The sequence below is a fragment of the Methyloglobulus sp. genome (assembly GCF_040079455.1).
In the GTDB taxonomy this organism is placed as follows: domain Bacteria; phylum Pseudomonadota; class Gammaproteobacteria; order Methylococcales; family Methylomonadaceae; genus Methyloglobulus.
The window spans coordinates 1-25698 of the sequence record NZ_JBEBKJ010000004.1; the positions used below are offsets into that span (position 1 = coordinate 1).

Below are 25698 nucleotides of genomic sequence, written 5' to 3' on the forward strand. Positions count from 1 at the left end.
AAAGGAGTTCATGGTCAATGCTTCCATCAAGCTGTGGGTAGCCCTGACTAATTCAACTACCTTCCTAGAGTACCAACGGAAATATATATGTATCTTTACATAAACACTCTCACTTAGTTTTTCAATAGACAAAAAAACTAATCCGGCTCTACTTTACAACTCCTGGTCGCATAAGAGCAAACACCTATCCGCCAAATAACCCTTTGAATATGCCCTTCGACAGATCCAAGACAAACAATGGCGGCTTGGTTCTGTTTGTCTTGAGCAACCATCAGACGAATCCATTCTAGAGCTCACTTAATGTTTCCCTGGTTCTAGCTTAACGCCTCGGCGTTCATGGGTAACATAGGCTTCAAAGCTATCATCTTCGGATCGTCCGCAGCCAAGGGTTGGCCTTCGAGCGGGTTTCTAAGACACCAGTTGATCATCTCCCAAAGCGGAACGACTTTAGCTAACTGCTTCTGAAACTTCGAATAAGTTTCGGGATGGATATTGGTCGCATTAGGATAGCATTGGGCGCGAGTACCCCGTTGCTGTCGAGGGTTGGACTCGTCCACAAGGAACTGCCTTCACCAACAGTTGCCATAAATTGCTCCTACCACCGCTTTACATCGGCATCGGTAAATTCATCTGCCGAAATACTGCTCGTAACCAGTCGGCAGCATCGACGATATTGCACACATCGCCGAAAAGCTTATCATTGCATGTGCTGAACCACGCACTCTCGATGGCCATGAGCTACACGTCGGCGCAAGTATCGGCATTAGCCTATATCCCGATGACGGGCAGGATATCGATGCACTAAGCCGCAATGCCGATGCGGCCATGTACCACGCAAAAGAATTAGGGCACAACAATTTCCAATTCTATAACCCGACCATGAATGTGCGCACCAGCGAACGTTTTGTTTTGGAGAACAGCCTTCGCCGGGCACTCAAGCAGAATGAATTCGTGCTTTTCTATCACCCCATTTTCGATTTAGCCACACAAAGCCTCATCGGATGTGAAGCGTTGCTGCGTTGGCAAGAGCTGGGGCGCGGCTTGTTGCTCCCCAGCGAGTTCCTTCCGCTGATCGAGGCTAGCGGACTGAACGTACCCATCAACCATTGGGTGTTGCAGGAAGCCTGCCGCCAGATCAAGGTCTGGCAATCACAGGGCTTGAACACGGTTCCGGTAGCGGTTAACCTGAGTGCGGCACAGTTTAAGCGCAGGGATTTTCTGTCCTCAGTAACTGAAACCTTAACCAATTCGGGGCTTGACCCGCACTATTTAGATCTGGATCTCACGGAAAGTATCGTAATGGGCGATGCCGAAACGGCTATCGGTATCCTGCGCAGCTTGAAGGAAATTGGCATCTCTATCTCCGTTGACGATTTCGGCACCGGTTATTCAAGCTTGAGCCATTTACGGCGCTTCCCCATTGATACGCTTAAGATCAACCAGTCGTTTGTACGCGACTTGACGACCGATGTGGACGATGCCGCGATCACCGCTGCGATAATCAGCATGGCCAAGAGCTTACGCCTACGGGTGGTGGCCGAGGACGTGGAAACGAAGGAACAACTCGATTTCCTGCGTGGTCAAGGCTGCGATTCGGTACAGGGCTTTTACTATTACCCGGCATTGCCTGCGGAAGAGTTTGCCCGGATTTTAGTTTAGGTTGCCTGGATAAAACCGCGTTAAAGCTACACAGGTAAACTTATCAATAAATTTGGTGGACAGGATTTGGGTAGCATGTACATGGCCTCTTCCGTATACGATTACATCATTGTCCGGAGATTTCTTCAAACAAATTCAATTGGTTAGGAATTCTCAGTTCCTCTGTATTGAATACTGTATTTGTATCCAAATTGTTTGAGTGGTTTTTTTTCGAATAGGGTCAGGCTTAAAATCTGTAGGATTGTGTAGAGTGAAGTTTCTGATTCCAGGCGTTTCTTGAGAATGGCGACGAGTACATAGACGGCGATGGCGATCCAGACTTGTGTCTTGACGGCACAACGGAAGTTCCAAAAAACGCCTTGATCCGCAGATGCTGCTTGATCCATCCTTCGGCCTTGCTCAGGACAGGATTGAAGAACAGCTCCACCTGCCAGCGGTAGCGATAAAGCTCGGCGATAGTCAGGGCTGGAAGATCGAAGTTGTTGGTAAGAAAGACCAGCAATTTGTCGTTCTTGGCATCGTAGAACTTCACCCGTCGCAACTGGATCGGATAATCCTGGCTGGCCTCCGTCCCAGTCAGCCTGATGGTTTGGTCGCAGCGTAGGCCGGTTGCCTTGTCGACTGGGCGCGAATGGATTCGCCGGTATCGTAGGTTGGCTTTGGCGCGCGTGACAAAGAAAGCTTGGGACATGTGCAGGGCATGGAGCCGGGCGAAGTCGATATAGCCCCGGTCCATGACGTAAAAGCTGCCAGCCTCGAAAGCAATCCGGCCGAGAATGTTGACATCGTGGAGCTTGCCGTCGGAGATATGGATAAAAGCCGGAATGTTGCCCCGCAAATCGAGTAACGTATGGAGCTTGACTGCACCTTTGTGTTTGCGAAAGCGCGCCCACGGAAACAGTGCCAGGCACAGGTCGATGGTGGTCGAATCGAGCGCATAGACTGTATGTGCCAATTCCAAGCCGAAGCTGTCCTCGGCATAGAGCTTGCGGGCCGTCTGGATCAAGCTGAGGGCGAAATCCTGGTAAATGCGCCAGTCGCGGTTCTCGTGGCATCCGCCAGTGTGCTCCTGGCAATGCCGCCCCGTATGCCCAGATGGTAGAGCTTGGCGGAATGCGCGCGCAGGCTTCCCGGCAAGTCAGTTGCGCGAAGGCCATGCATAGGAATTGGTCGAGGTGCGAGAAAGTGAGCGTTGGATAGCACCCAGGGTACTTGGCCACACAACGCCGGAAAGTGTGTAGTGGCAGGTAATCCATCAGTTGGGCAAACACCAGCTTCCCAGTATGCATTGAACCCCCTCCGGAAAAATCCGGTAGTTTCCAACACATTGAAATCGGTACACCTATAAATAGCATTTTCTCACTTTTTATCAATCAGTTAAGATGTACCAGTCCGATAATCTCCGGACAGCAGTGATTTAATCAATTAGAATTAATGCTTTGCATCCCCGCAATATTTGATAAAAAACCTCAGAAAGCGTCATTTATGGCTAATAAATTCTCGTTTTAGCGCGTTTTTGGACACGGCAAATAGCTTCCAGTTGCTTTTGAAACTAAACGGTCGCATAGCTGAGCATCCACTATATCCTGGCAAATACAATTCGGCAGATATTGTATGTGAGACAGACGTATTTCTTGAATCCGCCAGATATGGATAATAATCAACAAAAAGCTCTAAAGTTTCACAGGATTTATCTCTGGCTCAAAGCTACAACAATAGTATTGTGTTTTGTTGTAAAACAAGATAAATAATGATAAATTGTGTTTTTAAATCTATTAGGAACTCCACATGGCAGCCATCCAATTATCCGATAGCCTGTTAGACGCGGCCAAAACAGCGGCGAAAGCCATGCACAGGTCTACACCAAAACAGATCGAACATTGGGCTTTGCTGGGCAAGGCGGTTGAGGAAACGCAAGACATTTCCGCCGTGAAGCTGGCGAAGTTCGAGGACATTATCGGGCGGTATTCTGAAACCTTCAGAATTTTGTCAGAGTGACAGGGATTATCTGGATCACCGAGAGCGACACCATCCTGATCCACGAACGCTTATTGGCCCTTAACGGCGGTGCCGCCGGGATACTTGACCGTGGCTTATTGCAATCCGCGCTTGCCCGACCGCAGCAGTTGCACAATTACGGCAACAACCCAGCCATCATTGACCTGGCGGCATCGTACATCATGGGGATTGTCAAAAACCACCCCTTCGTTGATGGTAATAAGCGGGTTGGCTTTGGTGTGGGCATCCTGTTCCTGGAAATGAACGGCCATGCTTTCACCGCCAGCGCAACCGCCGTCGCAGATACCATATTGGCTGTCGCTTCCAGTGATTTGGATGAAGACGGGCTGCGGGCGTTTTTAAAAGAAAACAACCAATGAGCATAGCCTTAAACTCACTTAAGCGTTTTTAGGCATTCCCCATAGCCAATTTGTGAAGAAAGCGTACAGTTTTATAATAATTGTTCTCAGGTACGCTCATCTTGCATCTGAATATTTGGCTCGCCATGCCGAAAATGTGGTCATGAAATTTGGACACGGGAACCACAAGCAATGTTTATAGCTTAAGGTAACTGTTTGATTTAATGGGGTGAACGACGGGGCTCGAACCCGCGACAACCGGAATCACAATCCGGGACTCTACCAACTGAGCTACGCTCACCATAGGAAATATGGAGATAAGGAAATGGTACGCTTGGCAGGACTCGAACCTGCGACCCTCGGCTTAGAAGGCCGATGCTCTATCCAGCTGAGCTACAAGCGCAAAGCTGGTCGGGGTAGAGGGATTCGAACCCCCGACATCCTGCTCCCAAAGCAGGCGCGCTACCAGACTGCGCTATACCCCGACTATATCTTTACAACGACTTGTTGAATTTGCCAACCGCCCCTAAAGAGCAGCGTATGATAACGACGAGTAGTATAATCGTCAATTGTTTTTTATCCTGCCAACATCAAAGTCTGGTTTTAACAGTTTGGTAAATGTCATCGATAAGCTTATCGACACCTTCAATCAACTGCTCAAGCTCTGACAACTTATCTTCAGCGTAAACCTTATCCTTAAGGCTTCCTGCATTTATATAGACATTTAATGCAGAACTTTTTAGCCCGCCGTAAGCTGCCATTACCGCTGCACCGGCATCGCTGACTGCGCTAGGATTGCCTTTTTCGGCGGCAACTTTGCTTAATCGAATGACATCTACACAAGCATGGACGCATTGCATCGGCACTGCGGTTGCGTCTTTTAATACTTCTTGGATAGCTGCGCTGCGGATAGCTTTTTCATCGTCGGAGTCTTTTGGCAAGGCGTACTTGGACATGAGTCGATTGAACACGTCGATGTCAGCTTGGATAAGGCCGGTCAGTTGGCTGCGTAAGGCTTCGGCTTTGCCTAAGACTTCCTGCATTTCCGCTTCGACTTCGGCGAACTTGGGTTTGCCGATAGTCAGGTTGCAAACCATGCTGACCAAGGCCGCACCTTGTGCGCCCATAAGCGCAGCCGCACTACCGCCACCGGGCGTGGCGGATTTGCTAGCGAGTTCATCGAGGAAGGTTTGGATGGGTTGGTTTTTGATTTCGGTCATGTGTCAGGTTAGTCTGATTATTGCTTTAACAGTTTTCGGGTTACGCTGCGCTGCGCTAACCCAACCTTCATTTGATTAAATTAGCTTAAACGCTTATTCACGCCGCCAATTGGTTGAGCCATCCGGCTTATCTTCCAAGATAACGCCTTGCTTTTTTAACTCGTCACGGATTTGGTCGGCTAAAGTCCAGTTTTTTTCCTTTTTGGCGTTTAACCTTAATTGAATCTTTTCATTAATGTAAGCGTCACTATCTTCAACAGTGACTGTTATGTTTGCTATTGCATCTTCCGTAAAACCAGAAATACTAATATTTGTTACGATCCCTTTTAAGAAGCCATCTGGTTTTTGTTGTAATAACCCTAACAAACCTGCAAGGTTAATAAATGTAACTGCGAGTTTTTCTACCTTTTGAATTTCTTTATTTTGCTTGGCCTTATTTAACTCAGTCGCAATTTCAAATAAAACTGAGATGGCAACTGGTGTATTAAAGTCATCATCCATCGCTTGTTCAAAACGATTTTTATACTTTTCCTCTATTGGCGCATCAATTATCTCAACATCACGTAACGCAGTATACAATCGAGTTAACCCAGCCTTAGCATCATTCAGTTGTTCATCAGAATAATTAAGCGGACTACGGTAATGGCTTAGTAAGATAAAAAACCGGATAACTTCCGGCTGATATTGCTTTAGCACTTCCCGTACCGTAAAAAAATTCCCCAGTGACTTGGACATTTTTTCATTGTCCACGCGCACGAAACCGTTGTGCATCCAGTAATTTACAAAGGTTTCCCCAGTCGAACCCTCTGATTGAGCGATTTCATTTTCATGATGGGGAAATTGTAAGTCCATGCCGCCTCCGTGGATATCAAAATGGTTGCCCAGACAACAGGTGGACATGGCAGAGCATTCGATATGCCAGCCTGGCCTGCCCTGCCCCCACGGCGAATTCCAAAACGGCTCTCCGGCTTTTGCCATTTTCCACAGCACGAAATCCAGCGGGTCTTGTTTGGCTTGATCGACATCGACGCGTTCGCCTGCTTGCAAGTCAGCAAGGTTTTTGCCGGACAGCTTTCCGTAACCGTCGAATTTTGAGACTGAATAAAACACATCGCCGTTCGCGCCAACATAGGCTAAACCTTTGGCTATCAATGCCTCAATCATGCCGATAATATCAGGAATAGATTGCGTTGCCTTGGGTTCGATGTCCGGCGGTAAGACGTTTAATGCCCGTTCGTCTTCGTGCATGGCATCAATAAAACGCTGGGTTAATGCCGTGAAGTCTTCGCCATTCTCGTGGGCGCGGTTGATGATCTTGTCGTCGATGTCGGTAATATTGCGGACATAAGTCAGCTCGTAACCTTTATGGCGGAAATACCGTGCCACGGTATCGAACACGACCATGACGCGGGCATGACCAATATGGCAATAATCGTACACGGTCATGCCGCACACATACATGCCAACCTTACCCGGTACGCAGGGCTGGAATTCTTCTTTTTTGCGGGTTAAGGTGTTGTATATTTTCAAGATTGGTCTCGGTAAGTAGAGGCAAGAAATCTTTTGCCCGTACATCTTTAGGTAAGCGTTTTGGGTAAAAGGAGTGCAATCTACCAAGATTAACGCTTCTCTTTCAAGCTAAAAACACCTAAAATTTTGGGTTTATCACCAGCACAGGAAATAAGCTATGCGTACTTTGATACTGTCTGCCCTGTTGTGCCTTAGCGCAACCTCATCATTTGCAACGGAAAATAAAATGTCTCAACCTTCATCATCCAGTAATAAAGTTAAATTGACGACCTCACTCGGCACAATAATTGTACAACTGAACGCCGAGAAAGCACCTGTTTCTTCCGCTAATTTTTTAACTTATGTTAACGAAGGCTTTTATAACGGCACGATATTCCACCGTGTCATCAAAGGTTTTATGGCACAAGGCGGCGGTTTTGATACGGCTTTCAAACAAAAAGAAGTTCATGCCTCAATCAAGAATGAAGCCGACAATGGCCTAAAAAACAATCGTGCCACTTTGGCGATGGCGCGGACTAACGACCCTAATTCTGCAACCGCGCAGTTTTTTATCAACCTAAAAGACAATGCTTTCCTCGACCATACCAGCCCAACCTCCAGCGGTTGGGGTTATGCGGTATTTGGTGAAGTAGTTGAAGGGATGGATGTGGTTGATGCAATGGCGACACAAGCAACGGGCAATAAGGGCGGCCATCAAGACGTGCCGAAAACTGACATTGTGATTGAGAAAGCGGAAGTAATTAAATAAATAAGGCTAAAAATGCAAGGCCAAAGGCAAAAAATCAAAAACCTTGCGCCTTGTGCCTGCTTTTGTCATGAACACTGAAATCCTGTTTATTTCCGACCTTCATCTTGCCTGGGATAAGCCGGAAATTACCCAACGCTTCCTTCATTTTCTGGACAACAGGGCGACAAAAGCCAGCACCTTATACATCTTGGGTGACCTCTTTGATGCCTGGGTGGGCGATGATGATTTCAGTCCACCTAATCCCAAAATTCGTGAATCGCTGAAACGGCTTACAGAATCGGGGGTTAAGGTGTATTTCCAGCAAGGAAATCGTGATTTTTTATTGGGGAATCAATTTTGTAAGGATACCGGTATTGTCTTATTGGATGATCCTTATCAGATTGATTTATTCGGTGTGCCAACATTGCTTATGCACGGCGATTTGTTATGCACCGATGACTTGCCCTATCAGGAATTTCGCCTTAAGGCACGCTCATCTGAATGGCAACATAATGTGCTATCGAAACCGTTATTCGTTCGCTTGTTGGTAGCCCGTTGGTATCGTATCCGCAGCTTTTTCCATAAACGTAAAAAACCCCAAGAAATTATGGATGTCAACCAAGACACAGTAACCCAAACTCTGTCGAAACATAATTGCTTGCGTTTGATCCATGGACATACCCATCGACCTAATATTCATAATTTTGAAATCAATGGAAAAGCCGCACAGCGTTATGTTTTAGCGGCATGGACTAAAGACAAAGGTGACGCGCTGGTTTGGGATAACGACGGCTTTCGGATAGAAATTGTATAACGAGCGGAAAGAGATTGTATAGCGGGAATATCATTGACAATTGGTGTCGTAAAGGTATACCGATAGACGTAGGATTGTTGGGTTAACATTAAAAGTTGACATTTCCGGCAAAATAATTAAATCTAGTAGGTGGCGTGAATAATTCCTGCACCTGAGGAGATAAAAATAATCACCCCAAAAACTAATATTAGTAGTCTTAAAAATCACAATAAGTATTTTGTCGTACAACAAGATATCAGGAGAAAAGTAATATGAACAAGCCTCTTAAAAACTGGCTAATTGCGTCGAGCGTAGCTGTTTTGATTGCTGCGCCAGCAATGGCGACAGCGAATAGTGCCAATGAACAACTATCAAAGAACCCAGCCAACTGGGCAATGTGGGGTGGTAACTACGCCGGCACTCGCTACAGTGAACTTTCAGACATCAACGTTGATAACGTAAAGACCTTACAACCAGCATGGTCTTTCTCAACAGGTGTTTTACGTGGTCATGAAGGTGGTCCGCTTGTTATCGACGACATTCTTTACATACATACACCCTTCCCTAATACCGTGTATGCAATTGACCAAAAAACCCAGGCGGTTATCTGGGAATATACACCTACCCAAGATGCAGATGTCACCATTCCTGTGATGTGTTGCGACACCGTAAACCGTGGCTTAGGTTACGGCGATGGCAAAATCTTCTTGCAACAATCTGATACCGTCTTAACCGCTTTAGATGCAAAAACCGGAAAACGCGTTTGGAGCGTACAAAACGGCGACCCAAAATTAGGCATGACCAACACGTCTTCACCTCTGGTCGTTAAAGACAACGTGCTAACCGGTATTTCCGGTGGTGAATTTGGTGTACGCGGATTCTTGGCTGCTTACAACATGCGGACTGGAAAGCTGGCCTGGAAAGGTTACAGTATGGGCCCTGATTCAGACACTTTGATCGACCCTAGCAAAACCACAACATGGGAAAATGGCAAGACTGTTCCCGTTGGCGCAGATTCCAGCGTAAAAACTTGGAAAGGCGACCAATGGAAGATCGGCGGCGGTACTACCTGGGGCTGGACGAGTTACGATCCTGAATTGAACCTGATCTATTACGGCTCAGGCAACCCGTCTACATGGAATCCTGTACAACGTCCTGGTGACAACAAGTGGTCTATGTCTTTGTGGGCTCGTGATGCTGACACCGGTGCGGTCAAATGGGTGTATCAGATGACTCCGCATGATGAATGGGATTTTGATGGTATCAATGAAACCGTACTGGTTGACCAAGAAGTTAAAGGCAAAATGCACAAGACTATCGTGCATTTCGACCGCAACGGTTTTGGCTACACACTGGATCGCGTAAGCGGTGAATTGTTAGTTGCTGAAAAATTCGACAAATCAGTAAACTGGGCTTCACATGTAGATATGAACTCTGGTCGTCCACAAGTGGTGTCCAAGTACAGTACTGAACAAAACGGTGAAGACGTAAACAGCAAAGGCGTTTGTCCTGCTGCGTTAGGTTCTAAAAACCAACAACCGGTATCTTACTCTCCACAAACTGGTTTGTTCTACATCTCAGGCAACCACTTGTGCATGGACTATGAACCATTTGCGGTTGACTACAAAGCTGGACAACCTTACGTGGGTGCTACATTAACCATGATGCCAGCAGGTGCTGACGTTATGACTGGACAACCTGATGGCAGTACCAACCTTGGTCAGTTCACTGCATATGACGCTAAAACCGGTAAAATTGCTTGGTCAAACAAAGAACAATTCTCGGTTTGGTCTGGCTCATTGGCTACATCAGGTGGCGTTGTATTCTACGGAACGCTTGAAGGTTATCTGAAAGCGGTTGATGCCAAAACCGGTAAAGAACTGTATAAGTTCAAAACCCCATCTGGCATTATCGGTAACGTTAATACCTGGAAATACAATGGCAAACAATATATTGGCGTACTGTCAGGTATTGGTGGCTGGGCAGGTATCGGTATCGCTGCAGGACTAGATACAGGTAAAGAAGATTCCAACACAGAAGGTTTGGGTGCAGTAGGTGCTTACAGAAGCTTAAGCTCTTATACCAAACTGGGCGGCACACTGACTGTGTTTGCACTGCCTAACTAATTAATCTTTCCTGATTAATTGTTACTAGAGACCCTGGTCAGCGATGACCAGGGTTTTTTTATGCCTGATAATTGGGTATTTCTCGTGAATCAACACGGAAAAACTTTACCAAATCCCCTAATTTTGAGAACATACACGGTGAAAGAAGTGGGTTATCAAGTAGGTATATCAAGTCTTGACCCGGCCAATCAAACAAAAGATAGTTGTCATTGTGTCGCTTTTTATACAACGATAATTATGCACAATCTTTAACACATGAGAAAAAAACCATGACAAATTTTCCAATCGACCTTGGCTCTTATAAACGCATCAAATTGGATGCCAGCGTTTCGACTTTAACGGCAGAACAAAAAACCGCTCTGCAAGCCAACATTCAATTATGCCGCGATGCGATTGTGTTTTTTACCGCGACGGGTGCTGCGCGTGGCGTGGGCGGTCACACCGGTGGCCCATATGACACAGTGCCAGAAGTCATGATTATGGATGCCCTGTTCCGTGGCTCAGACAAATATGTGCCGACTTTCTTCGATGAAGCCGGACACCGCGTTGCCACGCAATACCTGATGTCCGTGTTAAACGGCGATATGCCTGCCGAAAAATTGACCGAATACCGCGCCGCACATTCGCACTTACCAGGTCATCCTGAATTAGGTTTTACCCCAGGCGTTAAATTCAGTTCAGGCCGTTTAGGTCACATGTGGCCTTATATCAACGGTGTGGCAATCGCCAACCCCAGCAAAACCTTGTTCTGCTTAGGTTCAGACGGATCGCAACAAGAAGGCGACGATGCCGAAGCCGCACGTTTGGCAGTAGCTCAAGGCTTGAATGTCAAATTAATTATCGACGACAATGACGTAACAATCGCTGGTCATCCTTCAAAATACCTGAAAGGTTGCTCAACCGCAAAAACCTTGGCTGGTCACGGTTTAACCGTATTGGAAGGCGATGGCGAAGATTTAGACAGCTTGTATGCCAACATCTGCAAAGCCATCAACACGGACGGCCCAGTTGCCATCATCAACTACCGCAAAATGTGCCCTGGCATTGTCGGCCTGGAAGGCTCTACCCACGGCCATGATGTCGTCTCCGTAAAAGTAGCCTTAGAATATTTGGAAACACGCGGCCATACTGCCGCTGTTGAGTTTTTGAAAGCTGTCGTTGCCCCTAAAATGACGGATACTTTCTTAGGTTCTAGTGATAAGTGGGATGCCAACCGTAACGTGTTCGGCGATGCTGTGGTTGCAGTTATGAACGGCATGAGCGAAGCGGATCGTAAAACCAAAGTCCGCGTTATCGATTCCGACTTGGAAGGTTCTTGTGGCTTGCACAAAATTCACGCCGCATTCCCCGACTCATTCATTTCATCTGGCATCATGGAACGCGGCAACTTCTCCGCTGCCGCTGGTTTCGGCATGGAAGCAGGTAAACAAGGTATTTTCGGCACTTTCAGCGCGTTCCTGGAAATGCTGATGTCCGAAATCACCATGGCACGCCTGAACAACTCCAATGTGTTAAGCCATTTCTCACATTCAGGCATCGACGACATGGCCGATAACACTTGCCATTTCGGTCTGAACAACATGTTCGCCGACAATGGTTTGTCTGATGGTTATGCGACGGGGTTGTATTTCCCAGCCGACCCTAACCAAATGAAAGCCGTTGTGGAAAAGATTTTCTTTGATCCAGGCTTACGTTTCGTATTCTCAACCCGTTCTAAAACGCCATTGATTTTGGATGACAAAGGCAACGAATTCTTTGGTGGTAGCTACAAATTCGTTCCCGGCAAAGATGAAGTTATCCGCGAAGGTACGGCAGGTTATGTGGTCGCTTTCGGTGAAACTTTGTATCGTGCCTTGGATGCGGTTGAACGCTTAAAAGCGGAAGGTATTGATGTCGGCTTAATCAATAAACCGACTTTGAACGTGATTGATGAAGATATGTTAACAAAGGTCGGTAAATCGCCAATGGTTCTCGTTGTCGAATCGTTTAACAAGAAAACAGGCTTAGGTAGCCGTTACGGTTCTTGGCTGCTGGAACGCGGCTTAACGCCGAAATTTGCCCATTTAGGCACTCACAAAGAAGGTTGCGGTGGGCTTTGGGAACAATTTCCGCATCAAGGGATAGATCCTATCGGCATCACGGCTAAAGTCAAAGAGTTGATGAAAAAGTAATCAGCCCTTTTTGATTCAAAAAAGGCCACGTTTAACGTGGCCTTTTTTATTAGACTCGCATCAATCTGTTGCCGGATCAAACAATATCTCCGGTTTACCAGTATAATAGCCTTGGGCAAAGTCGACCCCCAAATCCCCCAACCTCTTTAACTGTTCGGCATTCTCAACGTATTCTGCAATCGTCTTTCGACCATACAATTTGGCAGCAGCGGTTATAAACTTAACTACTAACTCAGAATACGGATCAACCAAAAAATTATTAATAAAGGAGCCATCGATTTTCATAAAATCGACATTAAACTTAGACAAGTTCGCTAGATTACTTGAACCGATCCCAATATCATCCAGAGACAATTGACAACCCAGTCGATTTTTTAATAGATTCATAAAATGGATGGCTTGCTCAAAATCACGATCCGCAACGGTTTCAGTAATTTCAAAACAAACTTGTTCTGGATTGATGCCAAAATGCTTGAATTCTTTTGCCAAAACATCAAGGAATGGACTGTAACGAATTGTGCTGCCCGAAATATTCAGTGAATACATAACGTTTGAGTGCTTTTGTTGGGCAAAATAACGGCAAAATTCATGCACAACATAGTAATCAACTTCCCGACTGAGGTGAAATAATTCTGCGGTTTGCAAAAACCGACTTTTCGAGTCTATGTCGCCCTGCTCATTCTTGTACCGCAACAATACTTCATATTTGCGTATGGTTATTTGCCGCTCACTAATTGGTACAATAGGTTGGGCGAACAGCACAAAGGATTTATTTTTCAAACCCTCTGTTATTGTCGGCAATAACCCTAATGAGTCGTAATAATCATGTAACACAGGGTCGTCATGCTCGATGAGTTTCACTAAACTGTTACCTGTCCGCCTTGCCTGGAATAATGCTTCATCCACTGCGGCCAATATTCTTTCGGGCGTTTTATATTCTGGTGATAAAGGCGTTACGCCAATAATTAATTTTGGATAATAGCTAATGCCATCTATATTAATGGATTGACTATCAAGTAACTGAGCCAAGTCTTCCGCAATCTCCATACTTTCCTTGACAGGAAGCTTTAAGATGACAGCAAATCGATTCCATCCTAATTTGCCCATGCAAGCATTTGGCAAATTTGTAATTCTGTTGTAAATAATCAGTTGAATAGCGCTTATAAGCCTTTCTTCCGCATCAATACCTTGCAACAAGCTGGCAATCTTAGGCGCGTGATTGATCTCCGTATAAATTAGAGTGTAATGTGAATCGTTACTTGAAGAAATCTGTCCAATTGTCTGAATAAATGAGGGTCTAGTTAATAAATCCATATAGAGGCTGCTTATTTTTACTGTGTTAATCTTGCCGCTAAAAATCAAATTTAGAAACAAACCGTCTCTAAGACTATTGCAAACAAACGTAAAATACAATCAGTATAGTTACATAAATATCTACTGATTTATGGGAAAATTTTTTATACATCACAACGACATACGTTAACACCAGTAATTGTAGATAATCCAGCTTATGATCTGATTAAAAACCAGGTGGCTAACGTATGAAAATCCCTACAAGCTGTTAAAAAACGATTCCCCCTTACATGTTTAATCTCAACATCTAATTATAGGAACGGTTTGAACATAACCGACACAAGTAAATAATCCAATAAATTTAAAATCTCAAAGCAAGTGTCAATGGACACCCGTCAGATAAGTTAAATTCACCAAATTTACTGCATAAAGACACTTTTAATACGCAGACCAAATAAAGATATAGGTATTTATACCAATAGTATTAGTTTTTGAAGTCCATATACTGACTCACAAAATACCTCTGCCATACGATGTGAAAAATTACCCTAGTCTGCGTGAGCAATTACCTATGTTTTTATTTAGTAATGCTTATGATTTCAAATCAACACAACCTGCTAATACGCTGGCTGTGACTGATCTAGGTAGATAAACTGGAAACATTGGCTTCTGATTAAAAGAAACCATAAAAGAATCTAAGAGAGACTAAAAATGAACACAAACCGTATCAACTTATTGACCTGTTTTTTTGTATTTATCTGGTTTTTTTCAGAGGCTGGTTATGGCCATGGTACGGGGAACGATGAGAGTATGCATCAATACCAAGATGCCTATCTAGCTGAAAAAGTTAGAGAGCAGGAAGAAAAAGGTGGGCCTGTTAAGCAACAGCAAAGCCTTAACCAATTGTTAGCAGAAATGTTCAATAATGCACTGACAACACTGTTTAATGTAGTGTTGCCCGCGCCTGTCAATGCTATATTGCCGGATGCTGGTAATACTGCGATTTATGGCGAATGGGGTTCACTGACAACATGGCCATTTGCCTTTGCATCAGCAGCCAATCTTCCCGACGGTCGCATACTGGCTTGGGGTAGCAATACTCTACGCCGATTCTCAGGTGGCACGTTTACCTATGCAGCAATATGGAATCCAGTGACTGGACAAATGGTCAATGCCAATCACCCCACCCATTCAATGTTTTGCGGAATACCTGTCATGTTAGAAGACGGGCGGATATTTGTAAGCGGTGGTGATGTCAATAATGCCTCTTCAGTAAGAGGTACCAGCACTTTTAATTACATGACCCAAACATGGACGCGTATCCAGGATATGGCTGTAGGCCGCTGGTACAATGGTTCGGTTGCCTTGCCCAACGGAAAGGTTTTCACTGCTGTGGGTCAGCCAGGAAGTGCTTATCCAGAAATATGGACTCAAGGAGCAGGTTGGTCTTATCTAAATGGTGCGGGTTTGCAAACAGCAATTCTTGATTATCCAACAGTGACTGAACCTATGAACTGGTTACCGCATTTACATTTAGCACCCAATGGCAAGATTTTTCATTCCGGCCACACTCCACAAATGCATTACATTGATCCTTTGAACAATGGCAATGTAACGCCAGTTGGCCTTACAAACGATTGGAATACCGCCAATACTCCAGGGGTATTATTCGATGAAGGCAAGTTATTGCAAGCAGGTGGCGCTTTATACGATGCCAACAAGACAGGCACAGGCAAAGCCGCAGTTATCGATATCAATACTGACATGCCAAGTCGGATGCCTACTAATGGTATGCAATTCCCACGCATTTTTCATAACCAGGTTGTTCTCCCGAATGGCGAGGTCATGGTGATTGGTGGAAACACAACTGGTGCAAAGTTCACGGATGTTGATGCTAATGGTGTTAGTGTTAGTCAAATGACACCGGAAATATGGAATCCCATCACCCAAGCATGGAGGCCAGTTGCAGATATGCTTGTGCCACGTAATTATCATTCCGTTGCACTATTAATGACCGATGGCCGGGTATGGTCTGGTGGTGGTGGCCTCTGTAACTGTTCTGCGGATCATCCCGATTCTCAAGTATTTACGCCGCCCTATTTATTCAACAACGATGGCTCTCTAGCTACCCGACCAGAGATAACTTACGCGCCTAACGTGGTTTCATACGGGTTAACCATTAAAGTAGAAGCAACAGCAGGGATAAATAAATTCAGCATGGTGCGGATGTCTTCCACCACGCATGCTTTAAACTCAGATATGCGTTTCCTGAATGTGCCTTTCATTACAGCAACTGATGGAAGTTATTCATTAAGTCTCCATACTAACCGTGATGTTATGACTCCAGGCTATTGGATGCTCTTCGCACTGAACGCTCAAGGTGTACCTTCGGTTGCAAAGATTATTAAAGTCAGTACATCCGATACGCCAATCATCTCAAATCCCGGCGATCAAGGAACACTGATCAATACGAGCGTTGCTCTCAATCTTCATGCTATCGACCCTAATGGCGATTCTCTTACATTCAGTGAAGTAGCGCTACCTCAAGGATTAACCATCGATCCAAATACCGGAGCAATTTCCGGAATCCCTACTTCTGCGGGAAGTTCGCGCGTAGTAATATCGGTTACCGATGGAGTGAATACGGCAACAGTGAGTTTTGTGTGGAATATTGTCAACAATCAAGCTCCTGTTGCATCTGCTGTATCTGGGGGGCCAGGTGGAACAGCTTTTTCAGATAACGTGGCGGCTAACCAGTTCTTAACGGGGGTTAATGTTAGCACTGGAACGCGAGTCGATTCCATAATGGGTATTCTAAATTCGGGTGTGCTGGCTAAACATGGGGGCACTGGCGGAATCTTGACAAATGTGACATGGCCTGCTGGCGAATATCTAGTGGGGATCTATGGTAATTATGGTACTTATATAGGTAAAATCCGTTTTGTTACGAATACCGGACGAGTATTGGGGCCTTTTGGGACTGCAGTAGGCAATAATACAAACAGTTTCAATTTTATTGTTCCTGCAGGTCATGAGATTGTTGGTTTTAACGGCCGCGCAAGTACTGGCTATCTCAATGCCATTGGAATTATATATCGTGTCCGACAAATTATTAACCAGCCTCCATTGGTCACAACTGTTGCCGATCAGATTCATAGTATAGGTGATACGGTCAATTTAGCGATCAGTGCTACTGATCCTGACAACGATTCTTTGACCTATAGTGCTATTGGCTTACCGCTAGGGTTAAATATCGCTGCAGATACAGGATTAATCAGCGGTACGCCGACCAGCCCAGGTAACTATGATGTCATCGTTAAAGTGCAAGATGCTAGGGGAGCATCATCTGCATTGAACTTTAGCTGGGCAGTATATTTGCCGCCATTAATTTTCAATCCAATAACTACGACACCCCAGCCTGTCAATACTGTGGTTAATCTGACTGCCAGTGTTAGTAATGGAAAAAACCCTCGTTTCAAATGGTCATTCGGTGACAGTCCCACGGAAACTGGATTTTCCAGCACGGCAGCAGTCAGCCATACCTATACTACACCTGGATTGTATGTAGTTCGTGTGACAGTGACAGACGATAGTAGCATAACCAACACAACAACCTTCATTCAAGCAATTCACTTGCCGCAAACAGCCAATCGCCCAACGAAATCGGGGAACATGGCGATCTCCACTACCAATGGCAATAATCGGATTTGGGTGGTCAATCAGGACAACGATACGGTGAGCGTATTCAATTCGGATACCAACACTAAACTGGCTGAAATTGCCGTTGGTAAATCGCCTAGAGCTATTGCTATTGCCCCAGATGGCCGAATATGGATAAGCAATAAAGCTGCGGCAACCATTTCGATTATCAGCCCCACAACTTTACAAGTACAACAAACAATTAGTCTACCGTTTGCATCACAACCGTTTGGCTTGGCATTCGCACCAAATAGTGGAGCAGCATATGTTGTTCTGGAAGCTTCTGGCAAATTATTAAAACTCAATCCATCCAATGGAGTGCAACTCGCAAGCCTTGATATTGGGCCGAATCCGCGACATATCGCAATACAAGGTGATAGTAGCAAACTCTTAATATCTCGGTTCATCACAAAAGCTTTACCTGGTGAAGGCACTGCAATAGTACAAACCCAAGAAACAGGCATCAACCGAGGTGGCGAAGTCATTATTATCAATGCAGCTACGATGACTATCGATAAGACCGTCGTTCTGCAACATAGTAACAAGGATGATACCAATAACACAGGTTCAGGCATCCCAAATTACTTAGCTATGCCCGTTATTTCACCCGATGGACAAAGTGCGTGGATACCCTCTAAACAAGATAATTTAAAACGTGGTGTGCTGCGCAATGGCAATAACCTCAATTTCCAAAATTCTGTGCGATCTATCAGCTCCAAAATTAATTTAGTCACTTTGACCGAAAATTATGCAGCAAGAATCGACTACGATAATGCGGGCTTGGCTAGCGCAGCAACTTTCGACTATTCCGGCAATTACTTGTTCGTTGCGCTAGAGACCAGCCGCGAAGTTGCAATTGTCGATGCTTATGGTGGACACGAACTCCGCCGCATTCAGGTAGGCCGAGCTCCAGATGGATTGATTGTTTCGGCTGATGGTAAAAAACTTTACATCAACAACTTCATGGACCGTACTGTTAGTGTCATCGATTTAACCGATGTGCTAAGTAAAGGTGATTGGGCGCCTCCAGTTGTTGCTACACTCACAGCAGTGGCCACGGAGAAACTGCCCATTCCTGTGTTAACGGGCAAGCAATTGTTCTATGATGCTAGGGATCTCCGCCTAGCGAGCGATGGATACTTGAGTTGCGCGACATGTCATAATGACGGTGGTCACGATGGGCGTGTTTGGGATTTAACTGGCTTTGGCGAAGGTCTACGTAACACTATCGATCTGCGTGGACGGGCTGGTGTAGGTCAAGGTTTACTGCACTGGACGGGCAATTTTGATGAAATTCAGGATTTTGAAGGCCAAATACGCAGTCTTGCCGGTGGCAGCGGCTTAATGAGTGATGCCGATTTTGCGGCCACCCAGAATACCTTAGGAATCCCCAAAGCTGGCTTGAGCGCCGACTTGGACTCCTTGGCAGCTTATGTGGCCTCACTAAACACTTTCGCATCCAGTCCTCAACGGAATCCCGATGGTAGTCTGACAACATCGGCTGTGGCGGGAAAGACGCTATTCAGCACTGCCGGCTGCATCAAATGTCATGGCGGCACTCAGTTTACAGATAGTCCTTCAAAACTATCTCATGATGTAGGAACGATAAAACCCAGCAGCGGAAAGCGATTAAATCTTACTTTGACGGGATTGGATACACCAACGTTGCGTGATGTATGGAATACCGCACCGTATTTGCATGACGGTTCTGCACCGACACTTAATGATTCAATACGCGCACATACAGCCGTGTCCTTAAATGATGTAGAAATCGTCCAAGTTGCAAGCTATATTCAACAAGTAGGTGGAAATGAACCTGCGCCTGCAAACACACCACCAAGCGTTGCGATAACAACACCCGTCAATGCTAGCAATTACCTGGAGGGCGTTGCGATACCTATTGCAGTCAATGCCAGCGACAGCGATGGTAGTGTCGTCAAAGTTGAAGTCTATGCGGGCAGTACCTTGCTCGGCACTGATACCGTAGGACCATATGATTTTAGCTGGACTGGAGCAGCAGCAGGTAACTATGCACTGACAGCAAAGGTTTACGATAACTATGGAGTTGTATCAACCAGTAACGTAGCCAGCGTAACTGTGCAGGCTAATAATGGCACAGGCAATGGGTTACTCGGACAGTATTTCAATAACTTAACATTAACAGGCTTGCCAGTATTGCAACGCTTGGATGCCATTAACTTTGCTTGGTTAACAGGATCACCTGGTTTGGGAGTAAAAGTGGATTCTTTCTCAGTGCGGTGGACAGGTCAGATCCAAGCTCCGGTAACCGGAGCCTACCAGTTCCAAACTATTTCTGATGATGGGGTGCGCTTAACGGTAAATGGTGTGCAACTCATTAATAACTGGACTAATCATGCGCCAACAATCGACACCAGTGCCAGTATTAATCTAGTTGCAGGCGTGAAATATCAAGCCGCGATGGAGTATTATGAGCGTAGTGGTGGTGCGACAGCAAAATTGTTATGGGCAACACCAGGACAAACTGGTTTTGCGGCAATTCCTATTAATCGTTTATATAACGGAGGGTGATTTAAGAATGAGCAATTACCCTTGTCATTGATGAAAACCTTCTATATTCCAGGAGAGTTTTATCAATTCCCGTCACGCAAACTAAGATTGTATGTGAACTGGGTGGATTGTGAAAACCGGATGCCCGTCCAAGGAGTTTCTAAAAAAAGTTGATCACACCGATGGTTCGACAGGTCGATGGCTTACCAAGGAAAGGATCAACCCCGTTGCCATTGTCTGTGGGTCTGTCGAAAGACTTAATAAATGAATCCTTAAGTCGCTATTTTTGCTAAAGCTTATTTAGGCATCTCAGTCCGAGCAAGCAGTAAAAATAACGCGACTACTAATGCTTGGGCTACCCCAGCAATCCTGCTTCCCTAGCCTTATACCCAACAAGGAGCATAAAACATCGGTACGTAATGACGCGATGCGATGTCGGAATGCTTTGTATTTTCAATACGTAAAAAATGTTTCATATAACGTTTCATATAAAGGTACTTCGTCTGTCTAAACGGCTATTTAGCTAATTTAAAATAGAACACTGCCCAAATCCAGCGGAAGATGAAATATCCTGGACGCAGCTGTAAGTATCCGCAACCTTCCGCCATCGCATTTTTATCATGATCGGCTTATTCCCATATCTCGAGTGAGATTGAACCGTTTTCCCGACACACCCATTAGAAATACAGTAATCCTTCAAACTCATTTTGTATTGGACGAGGCTAATTCTGGCAATAGCTGCTTTTTACAACTAAAATGGTCGTCATTAGAGCTATCTATAAGCATTACGGCAAACCGAACCACCTAGTAACTACGACAAACACTCAATGACCGATTACACACTCACCCACCTCAAACAGCTAGAAGCTGAAAGTATCCACATAATCCGTGAAGTTGCTGCCGAGTTCGAAAAACCTGTGATGCTGTATTCCATCGGCAAAGATTCAGCCGTCATGCTCCATCTGACCATGAAAGCCTTTTACCCCGGCGTTCCCCCATTTCCAATGTTGCACGTTGATACGACCTGGAAATTCAAGGAAATGATCGAATTCCGTGACAAGATGATTAATGAATTGGGACTGGATTTGCTGGTGTATATCAATCAGGACGGTGTCGATCAAGGCATAGGACCATTTACGCATGGCAGTAAAAAACATACTGATGTCATGAAAACGGATGGGCTAAAGCAAGCATTGAACCTTTACCAATTTGATGCGGCTTTTGGCGGCGCACGGCGCGATGAGGAAAAGTCACGTGCTAAAGAACGTGTATATTCCTTCCGCGATAAAAATCACCGCTGGGATCCGAAAAACCAGCGTCCGGAATTATGGAATATCTACAATGGTACGGTTGATAAAGGCGAAAGCATAAGGGTTTTCCCGCTTTCCAATTGGACTGAACTGGACATTTGGCAATATATTCATCTGGAAAACATCCCCATCGTACCCTTATATTTTGCTAAAGAACGTCCGGTGGTCAATAAAGATGGAATGCTAATCATGGTCGATGATGAGCGTATGCCCATCGGCCCTGATGATAAGGTCGAAATGAAAATGGTGCGCTTCCGTACCCTGGGCTGTTATCCGTTAACTGGTGCAGTTGAGTCGACGGCGACCACCTTACCTGAAATCATTCAGGAAATGCTCATTACCACCACCTCAGAGCGCCAAGGCCGATTGATCGACCACGACCAAGCAGGTTCTATGGAGCAGAAAAAGCGAGAAGGCTATTTCTAAGCCTTACAACACTGTACTTATATTTATTTAAGAATTAAGAAAAAACATGTCCCACCAATCCGAACTTATCAGCACCGATATTAACGCTTATTTGGCACAACATGAACGCAAGGAAATGCTGCGTTTCTTGACCTGCGGCAATGTAGATGACGGCAAAAGTACCTTAATAGGTAGGTTGCTTCACGATTCCAAAATGATCTATGAGGACCAGTTGGCAGCCGTGCAAGCGGACAGCGTTAAATCCGGCACCACGGGCGCAGGTAAAATCGACTTGGCGTTACTGGTAGATGGCTTGCAAGCGGAACGGGAGCAAGGCATCACCATCGACGTGGCATACCGTTATTTTTCCACCTCCACCCGCAAGTTCATCATCGCCGATACCCCAGGACACGAGCAATACACGCGCAACATGGCGACTGGTGCATCCACTTGCGACCTAGCCATCATCTTGATTGATGCCCGTTACGGTGTGCAAACGCAGACCAAACGTCATAGCTTTATTGTGTCTTTGCTTGGTATCCAGCATGTCATCGTCGCCGTCAACAAGATGGATTTGATGGATTACAGCAAATCGGTATTCAACAAAATCAAACAGGATTATCTCAGCTTTACAAGTACACTGGATTTGCACGATATTTGTTTTATCCCGATGTCCGCGCTGGATGGCGATAACGTCGTTAACCGTAGCGGCAACATGCCCTGGTTTACTGGCTTACCGTTAATGGAAGCGTTGAATACCATTCAAATCGCCAACGATCATAACTTTGACGACGCGCGTTTCCCAGTTCAGTACGTCAACCGCCCCAACCTTGATTTCCGTGGCTTCTGCGGCACGGTAGCATCAGGAGTATTTCGTAAAGGCGATGTTGTGACCGCCCTGCCCTCAGGTAAAAGTAGCAAAATCAAGGCTATCGTCACTTATGATGGCGACCTTGAAGAAGCATTTCCACCGATGGCGGTCACCGTTACGCTTGAAGATGAGATCGATGTCAGCCGTGGCGACATACTGATTGGCAAAGACAAAACAGCCCCAGTAGTATCAGACAAATTCAGTGCCAATATAGTCTGGATGGCAGAAAAACCGCTCACACCAGGTCGTCAGTACGCTATAAAGTTAGCAACACGTAGCGTGTACGGTTCCATCTCCCTGATTCATCACCGGATTGATGTCAACACGCTGGAACATCATGATGCCAATGAGCTAAAACTCAACGAAATCGGTTCTTGTACTGTATCGGTAACTGCTCCGGTCGTGTTTGATCCCTACAAAAACAGCAAATGGACGGGGTCTTTCATCATTATCGACCGCCTAACAAATGGCACGGTCGGCGCTGGCATGATTACCGGCATCACCGACGAAGAAGAGTTATTACCTGTCAGCGTAGCCGACCGCAAAGCCCGTTTCAGCCAAACGGCAACCGCAATTGCCTTAACTGGCACAAACAGCAAAGCCTTCGCATATCAATTGGAAAGAAAACTGTTTGATAACGGCCACGCCGCCACCATTCTGGAAACTCCCAGTACGGCGTCGTTAGTTGGTGTCATCAAAAACGCTGGACTGCTTTGTCTTTGTGTAGAAAATAGTGGATTAGCAGAGATGAGTTTTGACACCAGTAAACAATCGATTAATGATATTTATGCCGAGTTGAAAGATAAGAAGGTTATTTATTGATAACCTTATTGTGATCAGGCTAAGGAATGATGAAGTTGCTTTTACACCCCTTCCCGACTTCCACCGTACATAGAAATCCCCATACTGAAAGATAAGTCCAGCGTTTTTGATTTGTCGCAAAACTAAAACAAGCCAAGCGTGTTCTAGCGAGGTTTCCACTGCTTTGGCGTGGATTATGTGCTTTTGCTTTCAATGGCGGCGCTACTCCGCTTTTAAAGTAAACACTGTGGCAATTTTGTTATTAAGCAATGTGTGTTTCACAGGCTGGCCTTTATCAAATTCTACTAAGCCAATATTGCACTGTGCAGTGATGCGCAGGTTAGTCGTGCCGTCTTCTGGAATGTACTGGGTTTTGGTTTCCCAACGTTGATTGGGATTGTAAGCCCACCAGTTATTATGTCCTGACTTGCCTTTTGCCTGACCTACACGACCAAGCAGTTTCCCTTTATCACTGGGTGTGTTGCACAAAGCAGAACTGGTTAGCTGCCAGCAATGTAATGTTTTGCCCATATTGTCGAAATGCGCGTACGCCGTAAAGGAATAATGGACATCCCCCGACAAAAAGACGCACTGTCGAATATCCATACGGTGCAACACGCAGTTCATAAAGTTACCGAAACCATCGCGGTTACATATCCATCCCTCGGCATCAAGCACATTAGCCAAGTAACTCGTTCCCAGCCCTCTTGCTTGAAGTTGCTTTTCGATCAACCGAATAATCAACATGTCTTCAATTGCGCCAACGGCCCATAATGCAAACTGTTGAATGCCGTCAACCGGCGCAAACCCCATAACTGGCGTAGTGGCAACGATAATTGGCCAAACCGGAAGCTCACTTATATTGCCCTTTTCAATATCATGCTCCTTTTTCACCATTATGGTAATCCATTCCATCCTTAACCAGTCCAAGGCATAACGATCCATTAATTGCGGTGGATAATACGCCCCGTCAGGTTGCCGTTGGGTACGTGAATCCATCACAATTATTGGTGGGTTGGTGGGGACTGAATAGCCCCACCCCCGATGTTTCCAGGTATTTAACTCATACTGTTCAGCAAGATTCATGGAAGGGGTATCTGTGGCTAAATAATCGATCACCGAATGAACCATAGGCCAATCAAAATGTTCAGGCTCATTACCCCAGCCTTGAAATGCCCAATAACCTGCCAAGGCATTCGCCACAACCCTGCGACCCAAAGGAAGGCTACGCACGTTATCATACCAAGCGCCGGTTATGTTCCAATCGTCGGTCACATCATGGTCGTCAAAGATCATGTAAGTGGGTATATTAGCCAACAAGCGCCTTACATTGGGCAAAGTCTTGTGAAAATCTTGCAGCGCTTGTCGCCGATTTGCGTCATCCTCCAGTGCAAAATCAGGTGTCCAGTTCCCGGCATTACCGAAAACATAAAGATACATCGCCGCAAATTCACCGAAGGTAAACAGATGGTTTTTGGCCTGATCCGAGCTGAAGCCCGCCTCATCATCAGCTAAAGTCTTTCTTCCATCTGGATGAGGTATTGAGGGATCAAACACGTCACCTTTTTTTTGTGGCAGCATTTCCTGATAACCCAACAAAAGCGGCCCTTTTTGTTTAAGCAGCGCAAGAATCGAATCGGCGACATCGTCGGCATAAATCTGGTCACCCGTCAGTAACAGTACAGCGGGTCTAGTGCTAAGGTCAGCATGATTGTCGGCAATCTCGGTATCGCCACGGCTTAAAGCATCAAAATTAGGCTCATTTTGTACCTCATGACCATGCGGCTTGCGGCAACTGCCATGTAATAATCGCTTGAGCTGTTTGGGAATAAAAAAAGTGGGGTTGGCATTATTGCCATAGGTCAGTTTTAAGACCTTAAGATTGATGGCTTTTTCTTTTTTATCAGTCACTTGATCTATTCGGTAAGACAGTAATTCATCAAACGGAAAAGTACCATCAACAACAATTGGCTGCGCTACTAATAGATAAACAAACAGGTTGTTACCTAGTTGGCATCGCTCCGTGTCAATTTCTGTTAAATCGCTGATCCCTATGGCTTGCCCACCCTTTAAAATTGTCAATTTAAAATCCATTTTCTTATTGCTTGCAAACCAAATACAAACTCGGCTCAACGTTACCCTACGCAATATCGGCCCTGCAAGTAGTAAATCAGCCATCACACGCTCCTCATCTATTCGTCAATTTA

At 45.5% G+C, this 25698-nt stretch carries 16 protein-coding genes, 3 tRNA genes and 1 pseudogene; 10 read left to right on the forward strand and 10 right to left on the reverse strand.

Annotated elements, in window-relative coordinates; translation table 11 throughout:
• Positions 1 to 314: 314 nt before the first annotated feature.
• Together ABL924_RS01715 and ABL924_RS01720 are read right to left on the reverse strand one after the other, a co-directional pair.
• Complete coding sequence (locus tag ABL924_RS01715; RefSeq protein WP_349025336.1) at positions 315 to 557, reverse strand: hypothetical protein; 243 nt, start codon at positions 555 to 557, stop codon at positions 315 to 317.
• Between the two features lie 49 nt (positions 558 to 606).
• Positions 607 to 735, reverse strand: a complete 129-nt coding sequence (locus ABL924_RS01720; protein WP_349025337.1) for a hypothetical protein — start codon at positions 733 to 735, stop codon at positions 607 to 609.
• A 90-nt stretch (positions 736 to 825) separates the two neighbouring features.
• Between ABL924_RS01720 and ABL924_RS01725 the strand changes: the two genes are divergently transcribed.
• Positions 826 to 1659 (forward strand): EAL domain-containing protein, encoded by an 834-nt coding sequence (locus ABL924_RS01725; protein WP_349025338.1) that lies wholly within the window; start codon positions 826 to 828, stop codon positions 1657 to 1659.
• A 106-nt stretch (positions 1660 to 1765) separates the two neighbouring features.
• Here the strand turns inward: ABL924_RS01725 and ABL924_RS01730 are convergent.
• Positions 1766 to 2948: pseudogene (locus ABL924_RS01730) on the reverse strand (IS4 family transposase).
• Positions 2949 to 3447: 499 nt separating this feature from the next.
• Between ABL924_RS01730 and ABL924_RS01735 the strand changes: the two are divergent.
• Positions 3448 to 3657 carry a hypothetical protein gene (locus ABL924_RS01735; protein WP_349025339.1) on the forward strand — a complete coding sequence of 70 codons (210 nt, stop codon included), beginning with the start codon at positions 3448 to 3450 and terminating at the stop codon, positions 3655 to 3657.
• Entirely contained in the window at positions 3654 to 4037 is a 384-nt protein-coding gene (locus ABL924_RS01740) for a type II toxin-antitoxin system death-on-curing family toxin (protein WP_349025340.1), read from the forward strand. Before ABL924_RS01735 ends, ABL924_RS01740 begins: the two co-directional genes overlap by 4 nt.
• Positions 4038 to 4241: 204 nt before the next feature.
• Here the strand turns inward: ABL924_RS01740 and ABL924_RS01745 are convergent.
• The 5 genes from ABL924_RS01745 to cysS all read right to left on the reverse strand — a co-directional run bounded on the left by ABL924_RS01745 (position 4242) and on the right by cysS (position 6769).
• Positions 4242 to 4317, reverse strand: a tRNA-His gene (locus tag ABL924_RS01745).
• Positions 4318 to 4342: 25 nt separating this feature from the next.
• Positions 4343 to 4419 (reverse strand) — tRNA-Arg (locus ABL924_RS01750).
• Between the two features lie 5 nt (positions 4420 to 4424).
• A tRNA-Pro gene (locus ABL924_RS01755) sits at positions 4425 to 4501 on the reverse strand.
• A gap of 105 nt (positions 4502 to 4606) precedes the next feature.
• Positions 4607 to 5236: a methenyltetrahydrofolate cyclohydrolase gene (gene fchA / locus ABL924_RS01760; protein ID WP_349025341.1), complete on the reverse strand. Its 630-nt coding sequence runs from the start codon at positions 5234 to 5236 to the stop codon at positions 4607 to 4609.
• Positions 5237 to 5329: 93 nt separating this feature from the next.
• A complete protein-coding gene (cysS, locus tag ABL924_RS01765; protein ID WP_349025412.1) occupies positions 5330 to 6769 on the reverse strand; it encodes a cysteine--tRNA ligase in 1440 nt (479 codons plus the stop codon).
• Positions 6770 to 6923: 154 nt separating this feature from the next.
• Here cysS and ABL924_RS01770 point away from each other — a divergent pair, with 154 nt between their 5' ends.
• The 4 genes from ABL924_RS01770 to ABL924_RS01785 all read left to right on the forward strand — a co-directional run bounded on the left by ABL924_RS01770 (position 6924) and on the right by ABL924_RS01785 (position 12583).
• The gene (locus ABL924_RS01770) at positions 6924 to 7514 is read left to right on the forward strand and encodes a peptidylprolyl isomerase (RefSeq protein WP_349025342.1); all 591 of its coding nucleotides are present in this window, start codon (positions 6924 to 6926) and stop codon (positions 7512 to 7514) included.
• A gap of 67 nt (positions 7515 to 7581) precedes the next feature.
• Positions 7582 to 8307, forward strand: coding sequence for a UDP-2,3-diacylglucosamine diphosphatase (locus ABL924_RS01775; RefSeq protein ID WP_349025343.1), 726 nt, complete (start codon positions 7582 to 7584; stop codon positions 8305 to 8307).
• A 251-nt stretch (positions 8308 to 8558) separates the two neighbouring features.
• Complete coding sequence (locus ABL924_RS01780; RefSeq protein WP_349025344.1) at positions 8559 to 10412, forward strand: PQQ-dependent dehydrogenase, methanol/ethanol family; 1854 nt, start codon at positions 8559 to 8561, stop codon at positions 10410 to 10412.
• Positions 10413 to 10681: 269 nt separating this feature from the next.
• A complete protein-coding gene (locus ABL924_RS01785) occupies positions 10682 to 12583 on the forward strand; it encodes a transketolase C-terminal domain-containing protein (RefSeq protein ID WP_349025345.1) in 1902 nt (633 codons plus the stop codon).
• A gap of 60 nt (positions 12584 to 12643) precedes the next feature.
• Here ABL924_RS01785 and ABL924_RS01790 read toward each other — a convergent pair whose 3' ends face one another.
• On the reverse strand, positions 12644 to 13897 hold the full coding sequence (locus ABL924_RS01790) for a GGDEF domain-containing phosphodiesterase (RefSeq protein WP_349025346.1): 1254 nt from the start codon (positions 13895 to 13897) through the stop codon (positions 12644 to 12646).
• Positions 13898 to 14587: 690 nt separating this feature from the next.
• On the opposite strand from ABL924_RS01790, the gene ABL924_RS01795 reads away from it, so the two are divergent.
• The 3 genes from ABL924_RS01795 to cysN all read left to right on the forward strand — a co-directional run bounded on the left by ABL924_RS01795 (position 14588) and on the right by cysN (position 23512).
• Entirely contained in the window at positions 14588 to 20125 is a 5538-nt protein-coding gene (locus ABL924_RS01795; protein ID WP_349025347.1) for a PA14 domain-containing protein, read from the forward strand.
• 806 nt (positions 20126 to 20931) lie between these two features.
• A complete protein-coding gene (gene cysD, locus ABL924_RS01800) occupies positions 20932 to 21840 on the forward strand; it encodes a sulfate adenylyltransferase subunit CysD (protein WP_349025348.1) in 909 nt (302 codons plus the stop codon).
• Between the two features lie 46 nt (positions 21841 to 21886).
• Positions 21887 to 23512 carry a sulfate adenylyltransferase subunit CysN gene (gene cysN / locus ABL924_RS01805; protein WP_349025349.1) on the forward strand — a complete coding sequence of 542 codons (1626 nt, stop codon included), beginning with the start codon at positions 21887 to 21889 and terminating at the stop codon, positions 23510 to 23512.
• Between the two features lie 201 nt (positions 23513 to 23713).
• Here the strand turns inward: cysN and ABL924_RS01810 are convergent, their stop codons facing one another.
• Positions 23714 to 25669: an alkaline phosphatase D family protein gene (locus tag ABL924_RS01810; protein ID WP_349025350.1), complete on the reverse strand. Its 1956-nt coding sequence runs from the start codon at positions 25667 to 25669 to the stop codon at positions 23714 to 23716.
• Between the last annotated feature and the right edge of the window lie 29 nt (positions 25670 to 25698).

What these genes read in the sequence shown, in the direction of transcription:
- ABL924_RS01720 (WP_349025337.1), bottom strand. Translation starts at nt 735, where the DNA reads ATGGCCATCGAGAGTGCGTGGTTCAGCACATGCAATGATAAGCTTTTC.
- ABL924_RS01725 (WP_349025338.1), top strand. Translation starts at nt 826, where the DNA reads ATGTACCACGCAAAAGAATTAGGGCACAACAATTTCCAATTCTATAAC.
- ABL924_RS01735 (WP_349025339.1), top strand. Translation starts at nt 3,448, where the DNA reads ATGGCAGCCATCCAATTATCCGATAGCCTGTTAGACGCGGCCAAAACA.
- fchA (WP_349025341.1), bottom strand. Translation starts at nt 5,236, where the DNA reads ATGACCGAAATCAAAAACCAACCCATCCAAACCTTCCTCGATGAACTC.
- ABL924_RS01770 (WP_349025342.1), top strand. Translation starts at nt 6,924, where the DNA reads ATGCGTACTTTGATACTGTCTGCCCTGTTGTGCCTTAGCGCAACCTCA.
- ABL924_RS01775 (WP_349025343.1), top strand. Translation starts at nt 7,582, where the DNA reads ATGAACACTGAAATCCTGTTTATTTCCGACCTTCATCTTGCCTGGGAT.
- ABL924_RS01780 (WP_349025344.1), top strand. Translation starts at nt 8,559, where the DNA reads ATGAACAAGCCTCTTAAAAACTGGCTAATTGCGTCGAGCGTAGCTGTT.
- ABL924_RS01785 (WP_349025345.1), top strand. Translation starts at nt 10,682, where the DNA reads ATGACAAATTTTCCAATCGACCTTGGCTCTTATAAACGCATCAAATTG.
- ABL924_RS01790 (WP_349025346.1), bottom strand. Translation starts at nt 13,897, where the DNA reads ATGGATTTATTAACTAGACCCTCATTTATTCAGACAATTGGACAGATT.
- ABL924_RS01795 (WP_349025347.1), top strand. Translation starts at nt 14,588, where the DNA reads ATGAACACAAACCGTATCAACTTATTGACCTGTTTTTTTGTATTTATC.
- cysD (WP_349025348.1), top strand. Translation starts at nt 20,932, where the DNA reads ATGACCGATTACACACTCACCCACCTCAAACAGCTAGAAGCTGAAAGT.
- cysN (WP_349025349.1), top strand. Translation starts at nt 21,887, where the DNA reads ATGTCCCACCAATCCGAACTTATCAGCACCGATATTAACGCTTATTTG.
- ABL924_RS01810 (WP_349025350.1), bottom strand. Translation starts at nt 25,669, where the DNA reads ATGGCTGATTTACTACTTGCAGGGCCGATATTGCGTAGGGTAACGTTG.